This is a genomic window from Arthrobacter sp. 179, from assembly GCF_052379645.1.
Classification (GTDB): domain Bacteria; phylum Actinomycetota; class Actinomycetes; order Actinomycetales; family Micrococcaceae; genus Arthrobacter_H.
This window is the reverse complement of sequence record NZ_JBQSYU010000001.1, coordinates 74742-89050: the sequence shown is the minus strand read 5'-3', so window position 1 is coordinate 89050 and position 14309 is coordinate 74742. Positions and strand designations below refer to the sequence as shown.

The window sequence follows — 14309 nt, the reverse complement described above, 5'->3', positions numbered from 1 at the left end:
AACATGGGTTCACCATGAGGCAACAGTTGTTACCGAGGAGATGTTTATTCGGGGGCCTCGCCGCCCCCTTGATCCGCGGGCGGGGCCTCCACCCGCCGGGAGGCCACCCAGGCCGTGATGTCCGCGGGCTTGATCCTGCGGTGGCTGCCGCGGTACTCGACCGGGATGGTCCCCGCATCGGTGAGGTTGCGCATGTAGGTGTTGGACACCCCGGCCAGCCGGGCCGCCTGGGAAGTGTTCAGCCATCGCTCGGCGGTGCTGAGCACGACCGCTTCCCCGTCGGCCAGGCGGCCGAGCAGATCCAAGACGGCTCCGGCCGCCGCCGACGGCAGGCGCAGTGCCGTGCCGTTGACGAACACCGTCGCATCGGCGGACTCCCCCAACGCCCGGGCCAGCCGGGCGGCGTCGGGTCCCGCCAGCGCCTCATGCTGGGTGGTTCTGGTCAAGGCAGTCATCTCCTGTGGCATGAGACCATCATGCCCTGCCGGCGGGGCCCTTGGGCGGATCGGCGGGGTATGGCAACCTCGAAGACATGACGTTGAAAATCGCTCTGGCCCAGATCAACTCCACCGCCGATCTGGAGGCCAACCTCGGTCTGGTCCGTGACCAGGCGGCCCGGGCCCGGGACGCCGGTGCCGCCGTCGTGGTCTTTCCCGAAGCCACCATGTGCGCCTTCGGCAACCCGCTGGCCGAGGTGGCCCAGCCCCTGGACGGGGACTGGGCCCGACGGATCCGCGCCCTCTCGGCCGAACTGGGCATCGTCACGGTCCACGGGATGTTCACCCCCGGCGAGGACGGGCGCGTGCGCAATACGCTGCTGGCCACCGGCCCCGGGGTGGAGGCCAGCTACGACAAGATCCACCTCTACGACGCCTACGGGTTCGCCGAATCCGATGCCGTGACCGCGGGTGGATCGATCGCCACCTTCGAACTCGACGGCGTCGTCTTCGGGCTGTCGATCTGCTACGACGTGCGTTTCCCCGATCTGTTCCGGGCGAACGCGGCGGCCGGCGCCACGGTGAACCTGGTGTGTGCCTCCTGGGGCGACGGCCCGGACAAGGCCGAGCAGTGGGAGGCCCTCATCCGGGCCCGGGCACTGGATACGACGACGTTCATCGTCGCCTGCGACCAGGCCGACCCCGCGGCCAGCGGACGCCCCGCCACCGACAGCACCCCGTTGGGGGTCGGCCGCAGCGCCGTCATCTCACCGCTGGGCCGCACGCTGGCCTGCCTGCCGCAGGGCCCCGAGCTCACCGTCGTGGACCTCGACCTCGCAGAGGTCGAGCAGGCCCGCCGGAAACTGCCGGTGCTGGCCAACGCCCGACGGATCGGCCCCGACGGCCGGGTGGTCGCCCCCGGGGCCACCGAGGCCGAGGCCGGCTAGGGCCACCGTCATGGTTGGGTCGGCTCCATCGATGCCCTACTCTGGTGGATAACGGTCTAAAGAAAGTACTGACCACTGCGCCAGCGCCGCGAGCCACCACCCCGGGCCGGCCGCCGCAGAGCAGGGCAGGCTGCCCTTCGCGTGACGACCCGGTCGCCGGAGAACAGGCAGTCCGCGTTCATCCGCGCCGGGCCCGCTTCCCGAACGGCAGTCTTTCTCCAGGAGCATCCACATGTCCATCTCGACCACCCCTGAAACCACCCCCGGCCCCACGACGCCCGTGAGCAGCCGGGAGGTCTTTGCCGCCCATGAAGGCGGAAAGCTCTCCGTCCAGTCCACGATGGCCCTGGATTCGAAGCGGGCCCTGTCCATCGCCTACACCCCGGGGGTCGCCCAGGTCTCCCGCGCGATCGCCGAGGACCCGGCCCGCCACGCCACCCACACCTGGGCTTCCCGGCTGGTGGCCGTGGTCTCCGACGGGACCTCCGTGCTGGGGCTGGGCGACATCGGCGCCGCGGCGTCGTTGCCCGTCATGGAAGGGAAATGTGCCCTGTTCAAGGAATTCGGTGGGTTGAACTCCATTCCGCTGGTGCTCGAGACCACCGATGTCGAGGAGATCATCGAGACCCTGGTCCGGTTGCGTCCCAGTTTCGGGGCGATCAACCTCGAGGACGTCTCGGCACCGCGTTGCTTCGAACTGGAGGAACGCCTCATCGAGGCCCTGGACTGCCCGGTGATGCACGACGACCAGCATGGAACCGCGGTGGTGGTCCTGGCGGCACTGACCAACGCGGCCCGGGTGGTCGGCAAGGAGCTGGCCGGGCTGCGCGTGGTCGTCTCCGGCGCCGGGGCCGCAGGCATCGCGATCACCGACATCCTGGTCAATGTCGGCATCGGCGACGTCGTGCTGGTCGATTCACAGGGGGTCATCCACCGTGACCGGAACGACCTGAACCCGATCAAGGCCAGATATGCGGCCATCACCAACCGCGATTCGGTCATGGGCGGGATCCGCGAGGCCCTCGACGGGGCCGACGCCTTCATCGGGGTCTCCTCCTCGCAGGTCCCCGCGGAGGATCTGGAGGCCATGAACGACGGCGCGATCATCTTCGCGCTGTCGAATCCGGACCCCGAGGTCATGCCCGAGGTCGCGGCCCGTTTCGGGCAGGTCGTCGCCACCGGGCGCAGCGACTTCCCGAACCAGATCAACAACGTGTTGGCCTTCCCGGGGATCTTCCGCGGGGCCCTGGACGCGTCGGCACGGCGGATCACCCCACGGATGAAGATCGCTGCGGCCCGGGCCATCGCCGATCTGGTCGGTGGGGACCTGGCTGCCGACTTCATCGTCCCTTCGCCCCTGGACCCGCGGGTGGCCGCCGCGGTGGCCGCGGCCGTGCAGGAGGTCGCCTCCGGGGAGTAGGCCGGACCGGGGAGGACCCTACTCGTCCTCGGAGGAGTGGAGCCGGCGCCGGGCGCTGAGAAGGTCGATCTCGGGCCGGCCCGCGACCAGGCGTTCGACGCCGTCGAGCACCTCGATGGCGTGGCCGGCATCCGCGGCCACGACACCGGCGGCGATGCCGGCCCGCCGGTGGAGGTCCTGGTGGCTGGTTTCGGCGACGGACACCTCGAAGCGTCGCCGCAGTTCGGCCACGAGGGGGCGGACGACGGCGCGTTTGGCCTTCAGCGAGTGCACATCGCCGAGCAGCACATCGAACTCAACCCAACCGAACCACATGCCCCCATCCTGCGTCATGCCGGGGGAAGGGCCAAGGGGAGCCGGCGGCGACCGGCCGGTTCCGGTGTGCGTTTGCTCACCGATACCCCGTGCTAACATGCGCGGGCACTCTACGTCGGCCCTCCTTCTTGTTACTGTGCTGAATATGACTTCGAGCAAAACGGCCGGATCCGCCCGGTCACCGAATGCCTGGCCACCCGCCGGTGACGGCCCCCGGGACCCGACCGGACGCTGACCCACCAGTTCGCCTGCTTCGGCGCCGCCATCGGCCCCGAAGACGAAGCACCCCGCAACCCGAAGGAGCAGGCATGACCGCTACGCCGCAGACCCCGTACCCCAACCAGCACACACTGTTCATCGGCGGGCAATGGGAGGCGGCAGCCTCCGGTGAAACCCGCGAGATCATCTGCCCGGCCGATGGCACGCATGTCGCCACGGCCTCCGAGGCGGCAGCAGCCGATACCGAGCGGGCGATCGCCGCGGCCCGGGCGGCCTTCGACTCCGGGGTCTGGTCCTCGGTTCCGGCTCCCGAACGCGGGGCCTTCCTGCTCAAGGTCGCCGAGCGGTTGCGTGAACGCAAGGAGGAGTTCGCCCGCGCCGAGACCGGTGACACCGGCAAGCGCATCCTCGAATCGCGGATCGACATGGACGACATCACCAACTGCTTCGAGTACTTCGGCCGGTTGTCCGGTCAGGATGCCGGACGCGTCGTCGATGCCGGGGACAACACGGTCGTCTCCCGCATCGCCTACGAACCGGTCGGTGTGTGCGGGATGATCACCCCCTGGAACTACCCGCTGCTGCAGGCCGCCTGGAAGATGGCCCCGGCCATTGCCGCGGGGTGTTCATTCGTGCTCAAGCCCGCCGAGCTGACGCCGTCTACTTCCATCCTGATCATGGACCTCTTCGCCGAACTCGGGCTGCCCGACGGCGTCGCGAACCTGGTCACCGGTGCCGGGGCCACCGCGGGGGCCCCGCTGTCGAGCCACCCCGACATCGACATGGTCTCCTTCACCGGCGGTCTGGTCACTGGTCGGGTGATCGCCGCAGGCGCTGCAGGAACCGTGAAGAAGGTCGCGCTGGAACTGGGAGGCAAAAACCCCAACGTCGTCTTCGCCGACGCCGACTTCGACGCCGCCGTGGACAACGCCCTCAACGGTGCCTTCGTGCATTCCGGCCAGGTCTGCTCAGCCGGGGCCCGGCTGCTCGTCCACGAGTCCATCGCCGAAGCCTTCGTGGATGAACTGGTCCGCCGGGCCGAGGACATCCGCATCGGCGGCCCCTACGACGACGAGGCCGAAACCGGCCCGCTGATCTCCGCCGCCCACCTTCAGAAGGTGGACGCCTACGTGAAGAGGGGCGTCGCCGAAGGCGCCCGTCTGCGCACCGGCGGTCGGGCCGCCACCGAGGAGGACGGAACCGGGCTGGGGGCCGGGCACTACTACCTGCCGACCATCCTGGACCAGGTCAGCCGGGGCATGTCCGTCGTCACGGACGAGGCCTTCGGTCCCACGGTCACCGTCGAGACGTTCTCCACCGAGGACGAAGCCGTTGCCACCGCCAATGACACCGTCTACGGCCTGGCCGGCGCCGTCTGGACCCAGGATGCCGGACGGGCCCAGCGGGTCGCCGGACGCCTGCGTCACGGCACCATCTGGATCAACGACTTCCACCCCTACCTGCCGCAGGCCGAATGGGGCGGCATGGGCCAGTCGGGCGTCGGTCGCGAGCTCGGCCCGACCGGGCTGGGCGAGTACCAGGAAGCCAAGCACATCTACCAGAACACGGCCCCGCAAGTCACCGGCTGGTTCGCCGACCGCGCCTAGCCCGTTTCCGAGCCTGAGCCAAGGAGAGTACTTAAAATGACTGATTTCGAGACGTTGGACGGTTCGGCCTTCGACTACATCGTCGTCGGCGGCGGGTCCGCCGGTGCCGCCGTCGCCGCCCGCCTGAGCGAGGATCCCTCACTCGAGGTGGCCCTGGTCGAGGCCGGTCCCGATGACCGGGGAATCGATGAGATCCTGCAGCTGGACCGCTGGATGGAACTACTCGAATCCGGCTACGACTGGGACTACCCGATCGAGGAGCAGGAGAACGGCAACTCGTTCATGCGCCACGCCCGCGCCAAGGTGATGGGCGGCTGCTCCAGCCACAACTCCTGCATCGCCTTCTGGGCCCCGCGCGAGGACCTGGACGAATGGGAGTCGAAATACGGGGCCACCGGTTGGAACGCCGAGACCGCCTTCCGGCTGTATAAGCAGTTGGAGACCAACGAAGACGCGGGGCCCGGGGCCCCGCACCACGGAGACTCCGGGCCCGTGCACCTGATGAACGTCCCCCCGGCGGATCCCAGCGGCGTGGCGGTGCTCGACGCCGCCGAACAGGCCGGGATCCCGCGGGCGAAGTTCAACGACAACGCCACCGTCACCAACGGGGCGAACTTCTTCCAGATCAACCGCAAGGCCGACGGCACCCGCTCCTCCAGCTCGGTGTCCTACATCCACCCGATTGCCGACCGGAAGAACTTCCATCTGCTCACCGGGCTGCGAGCCAAGGTCCTGACCTTCGACGAGGCCAACAGGTGCACCGGCGTCGCGGTCGTGGACAACGGATTCGGCAAGACCCATCACCTCACCGCCCGCGAGGAGGTCATCGTTTCCACCGGGGCCATCGACTCGCCGAAGCTGTTGATGCTCTCGGGGATCGGCCCGGCAGCACAGCTGAAGGAGAACCGGGTCGAGGTCCGCGTGGATTCCCCCGGGGTGGGCGAACACCTGCAGGACCACCCCGAGGGGGTCATCCAGTGGGAAGCGAAGCAGCCGATGGTGTCCGAATCGACCCAGTGGTGGGAGATCGGGATCTTCACGCAGACCACCGAGGGCCTGGATCGTCCCGACCTGATGATGCACTACGGTTCGGTGCCCTTCGACATGCACACCCTGCGTCAGGGCTACCCGACCACGGAGAACGGCTTCTGCCTGACCCCGAACGTCACCCACGCGAAGTCACGCGGTACCGTGCGCCTGCGCAGCGGCGACTTCCGCGATAAGCCCAAGGTCGACCCGCGCTACTTCACCGACCCCGAAGGCCATGACATGCGCGTGATGATCGCCGGCATCCGCAAGGCTCGCGAGATCGTCTCCCAGCCGGCCATGGCCGAATGGGCCGGGCGCGAACTCTACCCGGGGACGGAGACCCAGTCGGACGAGGAGATCGCCGACTACATCCGGCGCACGCACAACACCGTCTACCATCCGGTCGGCACCGTGCGCATGGGGCCCATCGACGACGATCTGTCGCCGCTGGACCCCGAACTGCGGGTCAAGGGGGTCACGGGGCTGCGCGTGGCCGACGCCTCGGTGATGCCCGAGCAGGTCACCGTGAACCCGAACATCACCACCATGATGATCGGTGAGCGGTGCGCCGAACTGATCAAGCAGGCCCGCAAGGGCTGACCGGTCGCCGGCAGGGAAAAAGTCAAGGGCCGCCCCGCGGAATGCGGGGCGGCCCTTCGTCTGTGGGGACCTACTGCGTGGATTTCTTCCCGGGCTTGCCCGGCTTGACTCTTCCCTTGCGGGCGTGGCTGCGCAATTGGACGATGCGGGCGGCACCGGCAATGGCGACGATGATGCCGCCGCCGACCGCTCCAACGAAGAGCGCCAGTCCGAGTTGGACCGTCCCCTCCCAGCCGAAGTAGCGCAGCTGCACCGTATTGGTGTTCTGCGCGATGAAGATGATCAGCAGCACCAGGAACACCAACGCCAGGACGGTTGCCGTCCACATGACCCCGCTGCGGGTCACCCGCATCGGGTCCTCGGGGCGTCCGGCCCCGTCGCTGGTTCCGGGGCGGTGCTCGGGGGTCCCTCCGGCGGGTGCGCCACCCGAGGGGGTTCCGGGTGCCGGCTCCCGGGGGGTCTTCGCCGGCTTCGGGCGATCCTGCGGGTCCTTGGCCATGGCACTACCTTTCGTCGACGCGGGCCGGTTCCGTCCGTCCCCGGTTGTTTCCGGGCCCGGACTGCCGGGGGTGGGCCGGTGCGTGGATGCGTTCCGGACCCTGGGGACAGTTTACGTGCCCGCGCCGCCGGCGCCCGGATTGGTAGGGTTTGGCGTATGACCGTCCCGAAGGAGCCAACGTGATCCCGCGCCCGAAATTGCGTACTGCCGTACTGGGATACGGGCTGTCCGGCCGGGTCTTCCATACCCCCCTGATTGCCGCGGACCCCGACTATTCCCTCGACGCGATCATCACCGGCAACCCCGAACGCGCGGCTGCTGCCGCCGCGGCCCATCCCGACACGCTGATCATGCCGGACGCCGAGAGCCTCTTCGCCCGGGCCGCCGACTTCGATGTGGTGGTCATCGGGACCCCGCCAGCGACCCATGCCGCCCTGGCCCTGAGAGCGATCGGCCACGGCCTGCATGTGGTTCTCGACAAGCCCTTCGCCACTTCCGCTGCCGAGGGGCGTGAAGTCATCGAGGCGGCCCGGGCCGCCGCCGTGAAACTCTCGGTGTTCCAGAACCGTCGGTGGGACGCCGACTTCCTGACTCTCTCGCGTCTGGTCCGGGACGGGGCGCTCGGCGAGGTGCACACCTTCGAATCACGGTTCGAACGGTGGAAACCCGCGGGGTTGCGCGATTGGAAGGACAGCGCGGGGATCGCCGGCGGCGGGGGAGTCCTGTTCGATCTGGGCACCCACGTCATCGACCAGGCACTGGTCCTGTTCGGGCCGGCGGACTCGGTGTACGGGCTGACCCGGCGCCTCAGCACCGGCGGTTCCGATGCCGATGAGGATGCCTCCATCGTCATCCGGCACCACAGCGGGGTGGACTCGCATCTATCGGTCGGGCTGCACTTCGCGGTCCCGGCACCCCGCTTCCGGGTCCTGGGGACCGAGGCCGGCTTCGAAACGTGGGGAACCGACGGGCAGGAGGCGGCGCTCGACGCCGGAATGGAACCCGACGACGCCGGATATGGGCGGGTGCCCGATAACGAGTGGGGCCGCCTCGGCGTGCCGGGGGCCATGGAGACGGTGCCCTCCGACGTGGGCGCCTATCCGAAGTTCTATCGCAGCTTCGCCGCCGGGGTCCACGGCCACGGCCCGCTTCCGGTGGACCCGGCGGATGCCGTGGCCACCTTGCAGATCATCGAAGACATCCACGAGAGGAACCGGGCATGAACCCCGTAGCCAGCCACGACCAGGCGGCACCGGGGCCGGAAGCCTCGGTCCTGATCATCGGTGCCGGGCTGGCAGGATTTTCCGTGGCCCGCCAATTGCGCAGCCTGGGCCATACCGGCGGGGTGCGGATCGTGGATCCCGAGGGGCTGCCCTACGACAGGCCCCCCTTGAGCAAGGCCTATCTGCTCGGGCACACCGATCAGGCCGGCCTGCTGCTCGCCGACGCCGCGTGGTGCCGGGAGCACGAGGTCGAGATCCTCACCGGCACCGTGGCCACCGTGCGCCCGGGGGCCGGCGAAGCCGTCCTGGCCGACGGTACGGCCCTGGCCGCGGACGTGCTGGTGCTGGCCACCGGGGGGACGGCCCGCAAGCTCTCGATCCCCGGCGGCGACCTGGATACCGTGCTGGAGCTGCGCCACCGGGCCGACGCGGACCGGCTGCGCACGGTGCTGCGGCCCGGCACCCGGTTGGCGATCATCGGGGCGGGACTCATCGGGGCAGAAACCGCGTCCGCCGCCCGTGAACTCGGGGCCGTCGTCGTCCTCATCGACCCCATGGATCCGCCCCTGGTCCCGGCCGTCGGCCCGGAACTGGCCCGGCGTCTGCACGCCATGCACACCGAGAAGGGGATCACCGTGGTGACCGGCATCCCCGAAACCATCACCCGCGACGGGGAACACCACCGGATCGCGCTGGCCAGCGGGGAGCAGATCACCGCCGACGCCGTCCTGGTGGGGGTCGGGATCACCCCCAACACGGCGCTCGCCGAGTCGGCCGGGCTGGAGGTCGACGGCGGGATCATCGTGGATGAGAGGCAACGCACCAGCCACCGACGCGTCTACGCTGTGGGGGACTGCGCCCGGACCCGCACCACCGGCGGCGTGCTCAAACGCCGGGCGGAGCACTGGGAGAACGCCATGAACTCCGGACACCAGGCCGCCTCGGCCATCATCGGGGGCGACGCCCCGGCCCCACGGGCCGACTGGTTCTGGTCCGACCGCCACGGGGTCCACGTCGAGGGCGTGGGGTCGATGACCGCCCCGGGGACCACCGTGATCCGCGAGGCCGACGGCGTGCCCGTCATGGCCTTCCGGGTTGACGGCGAGGGTTATCTGCTCGGCTGTGCCGCGGTCGACGGCGGGCTGGCGGTGAAGGCGGCCCGCCGGATCATCGACCGGCGGATCCGCGTGGACCCCGCCCAATTGGCCGACCCCGCCGTCAACCTCAAGAAGCTCGCCCGCTAGCTGTCTTCGGGCTCGCGCACCGACTGGTGCCGCAAAGAGCTGCCGGCCTGGACGTCACGTTCCTCGACCAGGGCCTGCTTATCGCTGGCCTTGGTGTCGCGTGGGGGCAACTGCACCGACCGTTCGGCCTTGATGCCACCTTGGAGCTGGCGGGCCCTTTCCATCTCCGCGTCGAAGACGGCTCCCAGCAGCAACGACAGGTTCGCGATCCAGATCCACAGCAGCAGGACGATGACCCCGCCAATGGCCCCGTAGGTCGCGTTGTAGCTGCCGAAGTTGGAGACGTAGAAGAAGAATCCGACGGTGGCCACCGCCAGGACCACCAACGCGATGACCGAACCGATGCTGAGCCACCGGAACTTGGGCTGCTTCACGTTCGGGGTGCCGTAGTAGAGGATGGCGATCACGAGGATGACCAGCAGCACGGCCAGCGGCCATTTGGCGATGCCCCAGACCATGACGGCGGTGTCGCCGAAACCGATCAGGTCGCCGAGGGTCTTGGCGATGGGGCCCGAGACGATCAGCAGGACCACCACGACGACGGCGACCAACAGCATCACCAGGGTCACCAGCAGCAGCACCGGCTTGAGTTTGAAGAAGGAGCGGCCCTCGGCCACGTCGTAGATCTTGTTCATCGACCGTCCGAAGGCCCCGGTGTAGCCCGAGGCCGACCACAGGGCGCCGAGGATGCCGACGATGAGGGCCAACCCGGCCGACGGGGTGTTGGCCAGCTGTTCGATGGGCTGACGCAACGTATCGACGACCCCCTCGCTGGCGAACTGTTCGAGGAAACCGATCAGCGCCTTGGTGGTGGATTCGGCCTGGCCGACGACGCCCAGCAGGGAGACCATCGCCAGCAGGGCCGGGAAGACCGAAAGCACCGCGTGGTAGGTCAGGCCCGCCGCCATATCGGTGCACTTGTTCCGGGTGAACTCGTGCATGGACCTTTTCAACACGTATTTCCAGGAGGGGCCGCGTAGGTCGGTCGGGGCCGAGGGCTTGCGATCGTCGTCGGGCGAGGGGGCGTTGCGGCCCTTCGCGGAGGTATCGGCAGCAGTGCCGTTCTCCGGGGTGGCGTGGCGATGACCTGGCATGGAAGCCTCCGCTGACTAGTGGTTGACGTGGGTTTTCGTGGGCACTGAAAGTCAAGCATGAGGCACCGGGAGGCACAACCTCCCGGGCCGGGTGTGATGCCCGCCCCGTCCGGTGGAAGGCGGGGGCGCCAACTCGGTAGTGTGTAGGTATGTCCCTTCGTAACCGCCGCGCCGCGTCCCTGCCTGCCAAACTTTCCCGCTCGTGGTTGCTGGTCAATGCCGCGAACCCCGAATCGTTTGCCCCGGCGTTGTCCTCCGAAGCGGACTCCGTCATCTTCGACATGGAAGCCTCCGTGCCCGATGACCAGAAGGCCGAGGCCCGCGATGCCGTGGTCGAGGCGCTGAGCACCGGGATGACCGCCTGGGTGCGGGTCAACGGGATCGAAACCGAGTTCTGGGCCGAGGACCTGGCGGCGTTGTCCAAGGCCAAGGGGCTGCGCGGGGTCATGTTGGCGATGACCGAAAAGCCCGAACAGGTGACCCTGACGGCGATGCGCCTGCAGGCCGGCACCCCGGTCCTGGCCCTGATCGAATCGGCGGTCGGCATCGAAAACGCCACCCCGATCGCCTCGGCCCCCGGCACGTTCCGGCTGGCCTTCGGCGTCAACGACTTCCGCAAGGACACCGGCGTCTCCGACGACCCGCTGGCCCTGGCCTATGCCCGCGGCAAGCTGGTGGTGGCCTCCCGCGTCGGCCAGCTGCCCGGGGCCATCGACGGTCCGGCGGCCGCCGGGGCCGGCTCCGAGGCCGTACACGCCAGCTGCCGGACCACCGCCACGATGGGGATGACCGGCAAGCTGAGCCTCTCGGCCTCACAGGTCGATGACATCAACGAGGACCTCTCCCCGAGCACCGACGAGCTTTCCTGGGCCCACGAGCTGCTCGAGGCCCACGCCGCCGGCGCCTCGGTCGGCGACGGCTCCTACCTGCCGCGTCTGGCCCGCGCCCAGAAGATCGCGGATCTGGCCGACTCCTACGGACTCTGGAACGCCTGATCCCGTCTGTGGCGGCCCGGCCTAGTTGCCGGGGCGTCGACGCCAGAGGATGGCCGTCCCGGCACCGATGACGATCAGTACCGCAAGCCCGGTCGGGATGATCCACGGGGCCAGACCCTGCCCATCGGCCTCCCGGGTGGATTCGCCGGTGTCCTCGTCCGCGGCCGCCGATGGCGTGGCGGCACCTTCCGGCGCCCCGCTGGTGGTGGTGAACGTGAACGTCCCCTGGATCGGATGGCCATCGGAGGAGACCACCCGCCACTTCACGGTGTACTCGCCGGCCGGGGTCCCGTCCTGGATGGCCTGTTCGACATCGCGGTCGGTGACCTTCGCGGGGCCGGCGGCCCAGTTGGTGCCGGCGTCGTCCTCGACCCGGATCTCCGAGCCGATGGCGATGGGGGTGTTGTTGTAGGTCAGGACGATCTTCTGCGGCATGGCCTCCACGGTGGAGCCGGAGCCGGGGTCGTTGGAGATCAACTGGTCGTGGGCGCTCGCGGCGCCGATGGGCCCCAGAAGGGCCAGGAGCAGAACGGCGAGCAGGCCCGCCGCACGGGTGCCGGCCTTCCGCAACGAGAGGGTGGACCGATGCTGGTTCATGGGATTCGCTTTCAAGGAGTCGGGGCCCGGTGGCCCGCCGGAACGACGGGCCACCGGGTAGTGCTATTGGTTCCTGCGCGAACCGACGGTCCGCACCAGGGCGACGGCGCCCAGCAGGATTCCTGCGACCCCGATCCACAAGGCGGCCGTCGCCGTTCCCTCCGAGCCGGCCGCCGGGGCGTCCGCGGCCCCGGCCGTGCCGGACGGGGCCGCCGAGGCGGCCGGCTCGTCGTCGGCGGCCGCGGTGGTGGTGAAGGTGGGGGCCGGATGCTCGGGTTCGGCACCGTCCTTCGCGGATTCGTCCCACTTCACCACGGACCCGTCGGTGTAATGCTGGGAGGCGGGCAGGACCACATCGGTGCCGGCTTCCGGCAGGGTGCCCAGAGAGACGGTGAACGTCTGGAACTCATCCTGGCCGATCCGGTGGGCCCGGTCTGCCGTCCAGGTGATCGAGCTCGCCGCCTCGGTCACCGTGGAACCGTGGGATTCCACGGGCTCGTCCAGTTTGGTGCGTTTGACGGTGGCCTTCCAACCGTCGACCGGCTTGACCCTCACCGACATGAACGGGGTATCGGTCGGCAGTGAGACGGTCAGCTTGTCGGTGGTGGCCGACTCCGATTCATTGGGGACGCTGAAAGTCGCCTGGGCGTAGGAGCCCTCGGCGGTCTGGTTCGGACTGACGGTCACGTGGGCGGAGGCGGCCCCGGCACCTAGGGCCATCAGGGCGCCGGTGGCGGCGAGGGCCGCCGTGGAGGTCAGGACCCGGTGGCGGGTCGGAGCGGCGTGGGGAGAAGTCATGGGGTTTCCTTTGCAATGGGCCGTACGGGGCACGGCCTTCGGGCGGTTCACGGTGCTCCCACTCCGGTTCCCGGGGTGGGAGGGGATGCCCCGAATCCGCCGCCCCGTCGGGTCAGGGGCGCAGCGAACGCGGGAGGAGTGCCCGGGGTGGTCCGCGCAGACGTTCGGCGCGGGCGTTGGACCGGGGCCGGAGGAGCGGCAGGGCGAACATGGCCTGCTGGACGGGGCCCTTCGGTGCCAAGGGGGCCGGGCGGGGCAGCGAGGCCAGCGGGGAGAGCCAGGCCATGAGCATCCACAAGGCCGCCTCGCCGCGGGCCAACGCCACCGCGGAGAGGAAGATGGCCAGTAGATGGGCCGTGATCATCGGCAGACCCATGGACCCCCAGTGGGCTGCCGCCCCGTGGGCCAGCGGGGACGCGCTGCCGCAGATCCCGGCCACCACGGAGCCGTGGTGGCCGAAGGGGACCTCCGGTGCCCCGCCGGTGCAGTCCGGTGGTGTGGCGAACCAGGCGAAGGCATGATGCAGGGACCATTGGCCGAGCCCCAGGACGGCGGTGAGCGTGGGCAGGGACAGGCGTCGACCCGCCAGCAGCACCACGGGCAGGTTGACCAGTGCCGCGAGCAGCACCAGGACCGGCAGTCCCGGCAGCGGTCCGCCGCCGAGTACGTGCGCCCCGGCAGCGAGGGCCATCACCGTGGAGGTGACCGCGATCGAACGCCACAGGCGCAGTGGTGCCCTGGCGCTCATCGGGTCTGCTCCCGTCATGCCGGTGGCCGCAACGAACTATCGCCGGGCGGCTCAGGCCTCGACGACGATCCCGTCCTCGTCCGAATGCAGCATGGCGCCGGGCCGGAAGTCGACCCCGCCGAATGCGAGGACGACGTCGGCCTCGCCGGTGCCGTGTTTGGAGGATTTGCGCGGATTCGAGCCCATCGCCTTCACGCCCAGGTCCAGCCCGGCCAGGGCGACGCGGTCACGGATGCAGCCGTGGATGACCACACCCGACCAGCCGTTGGCCACGGCGGCTTCACCGATCATGTCCCCCATGAGCGCGGTTTCCAGCGAGCCGCCGCCGTCGACGACGAGCACGGCGCCCGCACCGGGACTGTTCAGGGTCTGTTTGAGCAGGGCGTTGTCGCGATCGCAGCGGATGGTCCGGACCGGGCCGCTGAAGCGGGTCCGACCGCCCAGGTTCTGCAGCTGGAGGGACAGGGTCTGGAGCGATTCGTCGTCGTCGAACAGGTCGCAGGTGGTGAAAGTCATGAACCCAGCATAAAACGAACC

The 14309-nt window shown here is 69.4% G+C and carries 15 protein-coding genes; 7 read left to right on the top strand and 8 right to left on the bottom strand.

The window, feature by feature from the left end:
• Positions 1–44 precede the first annotated feature (44 nt).
• Positions 45–455, bottom strand: coding sequence for a helix-turn-helix domain-containing protein (locus ACT3UE_RS00480; protein WP_444566115.1), 411 nt, complete (start codon positions 453–455; stop codon positions 45–47).
• An 83-nt stretch (positions 456–538) separates the two neighbouring features.
• Between ACT3UE_RS00480 and ACT3UE_RS00475 the strand changes: the two genes are divergently transcribed.
• Complete coding sequence (locus ACT3UE_RS00475) at positions 539–1384, top strand: carbon-nitrogen hydrolase family protein (protein WP_444566114.1); 846 nt, start codon at positions 539–541, stop codon at positions 1382–1384.
• A 232-nt stretch (positions 1385–1616) separates the two neighbouring features.
• A complete protein-coding gene (locus ACT3UE_RS00470; RefSeq protein ID WP_444566082.1) occupies positions 1617–2804 on the top strand; it encodes an NAD(P)-dependent malic enzyme in 1188 nt (395 codons plus the stop codon).
• Between the two features lie 18 nt (positions 2805–2822).
• Here the strand turns inward: ACT3UE_RS00470 and ACT3UE_RS00465 are convergent, their stop codons facing one another.
• Positions 2823–3119: a DUF503 domain-containing protein gene (locus tag ACT3UE_RS00465; protein WP_444553911.1), complete on the bottom strand. Its 297-nt coding sequence runs from the start codon at positions 3117–3119 to the stop codon at positions 2823–2825.
• Between the two features lie 308 nt (positions 3120–3427).
• Here ACT3UE_RS00465 and ACT3UE_RS00460 point away from each other — a divergent pair, with 308 nt between their 5' ends.
• Together ACT3UE_RS00460 and ACT3UE_RS00455 are read left to right on the top strand one after the other, a co-directional pair.
• Entirely contained in the window at positions 3428–4945 is a 1518-nt protein-coding gene (locus ACT3UE_RS00460) for an aldehyde dehydrogenase family protein (RefSeq protein ID WP_444553910.1), read from the top strand.
• A 36-nt stretch (positions 4946–4981) separates the two neighbouring features.
• Positions 4982–6574: a GMC family oxidoreductase gene (locus tag ACT3UE_RS00455; RefSeq protein ID WP_444553908.1), complete on the top strand. Its 1593-nt coding sequence runs from the start codon at positions 4982–4984 to the stop codon at positions 6572–6574.
• Positions 6575–6644: 70 nt separating this feature from the next.
• On the opposite strand, the gene ACT3UE_RS00450 is transcribed toward ACT3UE_RS00455, so the two are convergent.
• Complete coding sequence (locus tag ACT3UE_RS00450) at positions 6645–7073, bottom strand: LapA family protein (protein ID WP_444553907.1); 429 nt, start codon at positions 7071–7073, stop codon at positions 6645–6647.
• A gap of 179 nt (positions 7074–7252) precedes the next feature.
• On the opposite strand from ACT3UE_RS00450, the gene ACT3UE_RS00445 reads away from it, so the two are divergent.
• On the top strand, positions 7253–8296 hold the full coding sequence (locus ACT3UE_RS00445) for a Gfo/Idh/MocA family protein (RefSeq protein WP_444553906.1): 1044 nt from the start codon (positions 7253–7255) through the stop codon (positions 8294–8296).
• Complete coding sequence (locus tag ACT3UE_RS00440; RefSeq protein ID WP_444561127.1) at positions 8293–9540, top strand: NAD(P)/FAD-dependent oxidoreductase; 1248 nt, start codon at positions 8293–8295, stop codon at positions 9538–9540. Before ACT3UE_RS00445 ends, ACT3UE_RS00440 begins: the two co-directional genes overlap by 4 nt.
• Here ACT3UE_RS00440 and ACT3UE_RS00435 read toward each other — a convergent pair.
• Complete coding sequence (locus ACT3UE_RS00435) at positions 9537–10634, bottom strand: YihY/virulence factor BrkB family protein (RefSeq protein ID WP_444553904.1); 1098 nt, start codon at positions 10632–10634, stop codon at positions 9537–9539. The genes ACT3UE_RS00440 and ACT3UE_RS00435 overlap by 4 nt on opposite strands.
• A 149-nt stretch (positions 10635–10783) precedes the next feature.
• Here ACT3UE_RS00435 and ACT3UE_RS00430 point away from each other — a divergent pair, with 149 nt between their 5' ends.
• Positions 10784–11629, top strand: coding sequence for an HpcH/HpaI aldolase/citrate lyase family protein (locus ACT3UE_RS00430; protein WP_444553903.1), 846 nt, complete (start codon positions 10784–10786; stop codon positions 11627–11629).
• A 21-nt stretch (positions 11630–11650) separates the two neighbouring features.
• Here ACT3UE_RS00430 and ACT3UE_RS00425 read toward each other — a convergent pair whose 3' ends face one another.
• From ACT3UE_RS00425 to rraA, 4 genes are all read right to left on the bottom strand, one after another.
• On the bottom strand, positions 11651–12226 hold the full coding sequence (locus tag ACT3UE_RS00425) for a copper resistance CopC family protein (RefSeq protein WP_444553902.1): 576 nt from the start codon (positions 12224–12226) through the stop codon (positions 11651–11653).
• 63 nt (positions 12227–12289) lie between these two features.
• Positions 12290–13024 carry a YcnI family copper-binding membrane protein gene (locus tag ACT3UE_RS00420; protein ID WP_444566081.1) on the bottom strand — a complete coding sequence of 245 codons (735 nt, stop codon included), beginning with the start codon at positions 13022–13024 and terminating at the stop codon, positions 12290–12292.
• 112 nt (positions 13025–13136) lie between these two features.
• Positions 13137–13772, bottom strand: coding sequence for a hypothetical protein (locus ACT3UE_RS00415; protein WP_444566080.1), 636 nt, complete (start codon positions 13770–13772; stop codon positions 13137–13139).
• A 51-nt stretch (positions 13773–13823) separates the two neighbouring features.
• Positions 13824–14288: a ribonuclease E activity regulator RraA gene (gene rraA, locus ACT3UE_RS00410; protein WP_444566079.1), complete on the bottom strand. Its 465-nt coding sequence runs from the start codon at positions 14286–14288 to the stop codon at positions 13824–13826.
• Between the last annotated feature and the right edge of the window lie 21 nt (positions 14289–14309).

Coding starts and splice junctions, on each gene's coding strand:
- ACT3UE_RS00480 (WP_444566115.1), bottom strand. CDS start 455: ATGACTGCCTTGACCAGAACCACCCAGCATGAGGCGCTGGCGGGACCC.
- ACT3UE_RS00470 (WP_444566082.1), top strand. CDS start 1,617: ATGTCCATCTCGACCACCCCTGAAACCACCCCCGGCCCCACGACGCCC.
- ACT3UE_RS00465 (WP_444553911.1), bottom strand. CDS start 3,119: ATGTGGTTCGGTTGGGTTGAGTTCGATGTGCTGCTCGGCGATGTGCAC.
- ACT3UE_RS00460 (WP_444553910.1), top strand. CDS start 3,428: ATGACCGCTACGCCGCAGACCCCGTACCCCAACCAGCACACACTGTTC.
- ACT3UE_RS00455 (WP_444553908.1), top strand. CDS start 4,982: ATGACTGATTTCGAGACGTTGGACGGTTCGGCCTTCGACTACATCGTC.
- ACT3UE_RS00450 (WP_444553907.1), bottom strand. CDS start 7,073: ATGGCCAAGGACCCGCAGGATCGCCCGAAGCCGGCGAAGACCCCCCGG.
- ACT3UE_RS00440 (WP_444561127.1), top strand. CDS start 8,293: ATGAACCCCGTAGCCAGCCACGACCAGGCGGCACCGGGGCCGGAAGCC.
- ACT3UE_RS00435 (WP_444553904.1), bottom strand. CDS start 10,634: ATGCCAGGTCATCGCCACGCCACCCCGGAGAACGGCACTGCTGCCGAT.
- ACT3UE_RS00430 (WP_444553903.1), top strand. CDS start 10,784: ATGTCCCTTCGTAACCGCCGCGCCGCGTCCCTGCCTGCCAAACTTTCC.
- ACT3UE_RS00425 (WP_444553902.1), bottom strand. CDS start 12,226: ATGAACCAGCATCGGTCCACCCTCTCGTTGCGGAAGGCCGGCACCCGT.
- ACT3UE_RS00420 (WP_444566081.1), bottom strand. CDS start 13,024: ATGACTTCTCCCCACGCCGCTCCGACCCGCCACCGGGTCCTGACCTCC.
- ACT3UE_RS00415 (WP_444566080.1), bottom strand. CDS start 13,772: ATGAGCGCCAGGGCACCACTGCGCCTGTGGCGTTCGATCGCGGTCACC.
- rraA (WP_444566079.1), bottom strand. CDS start 14,288: ATGACTTTCACCACCTGCGACCTGTTCGACGACGACGAATCGCTCCAG.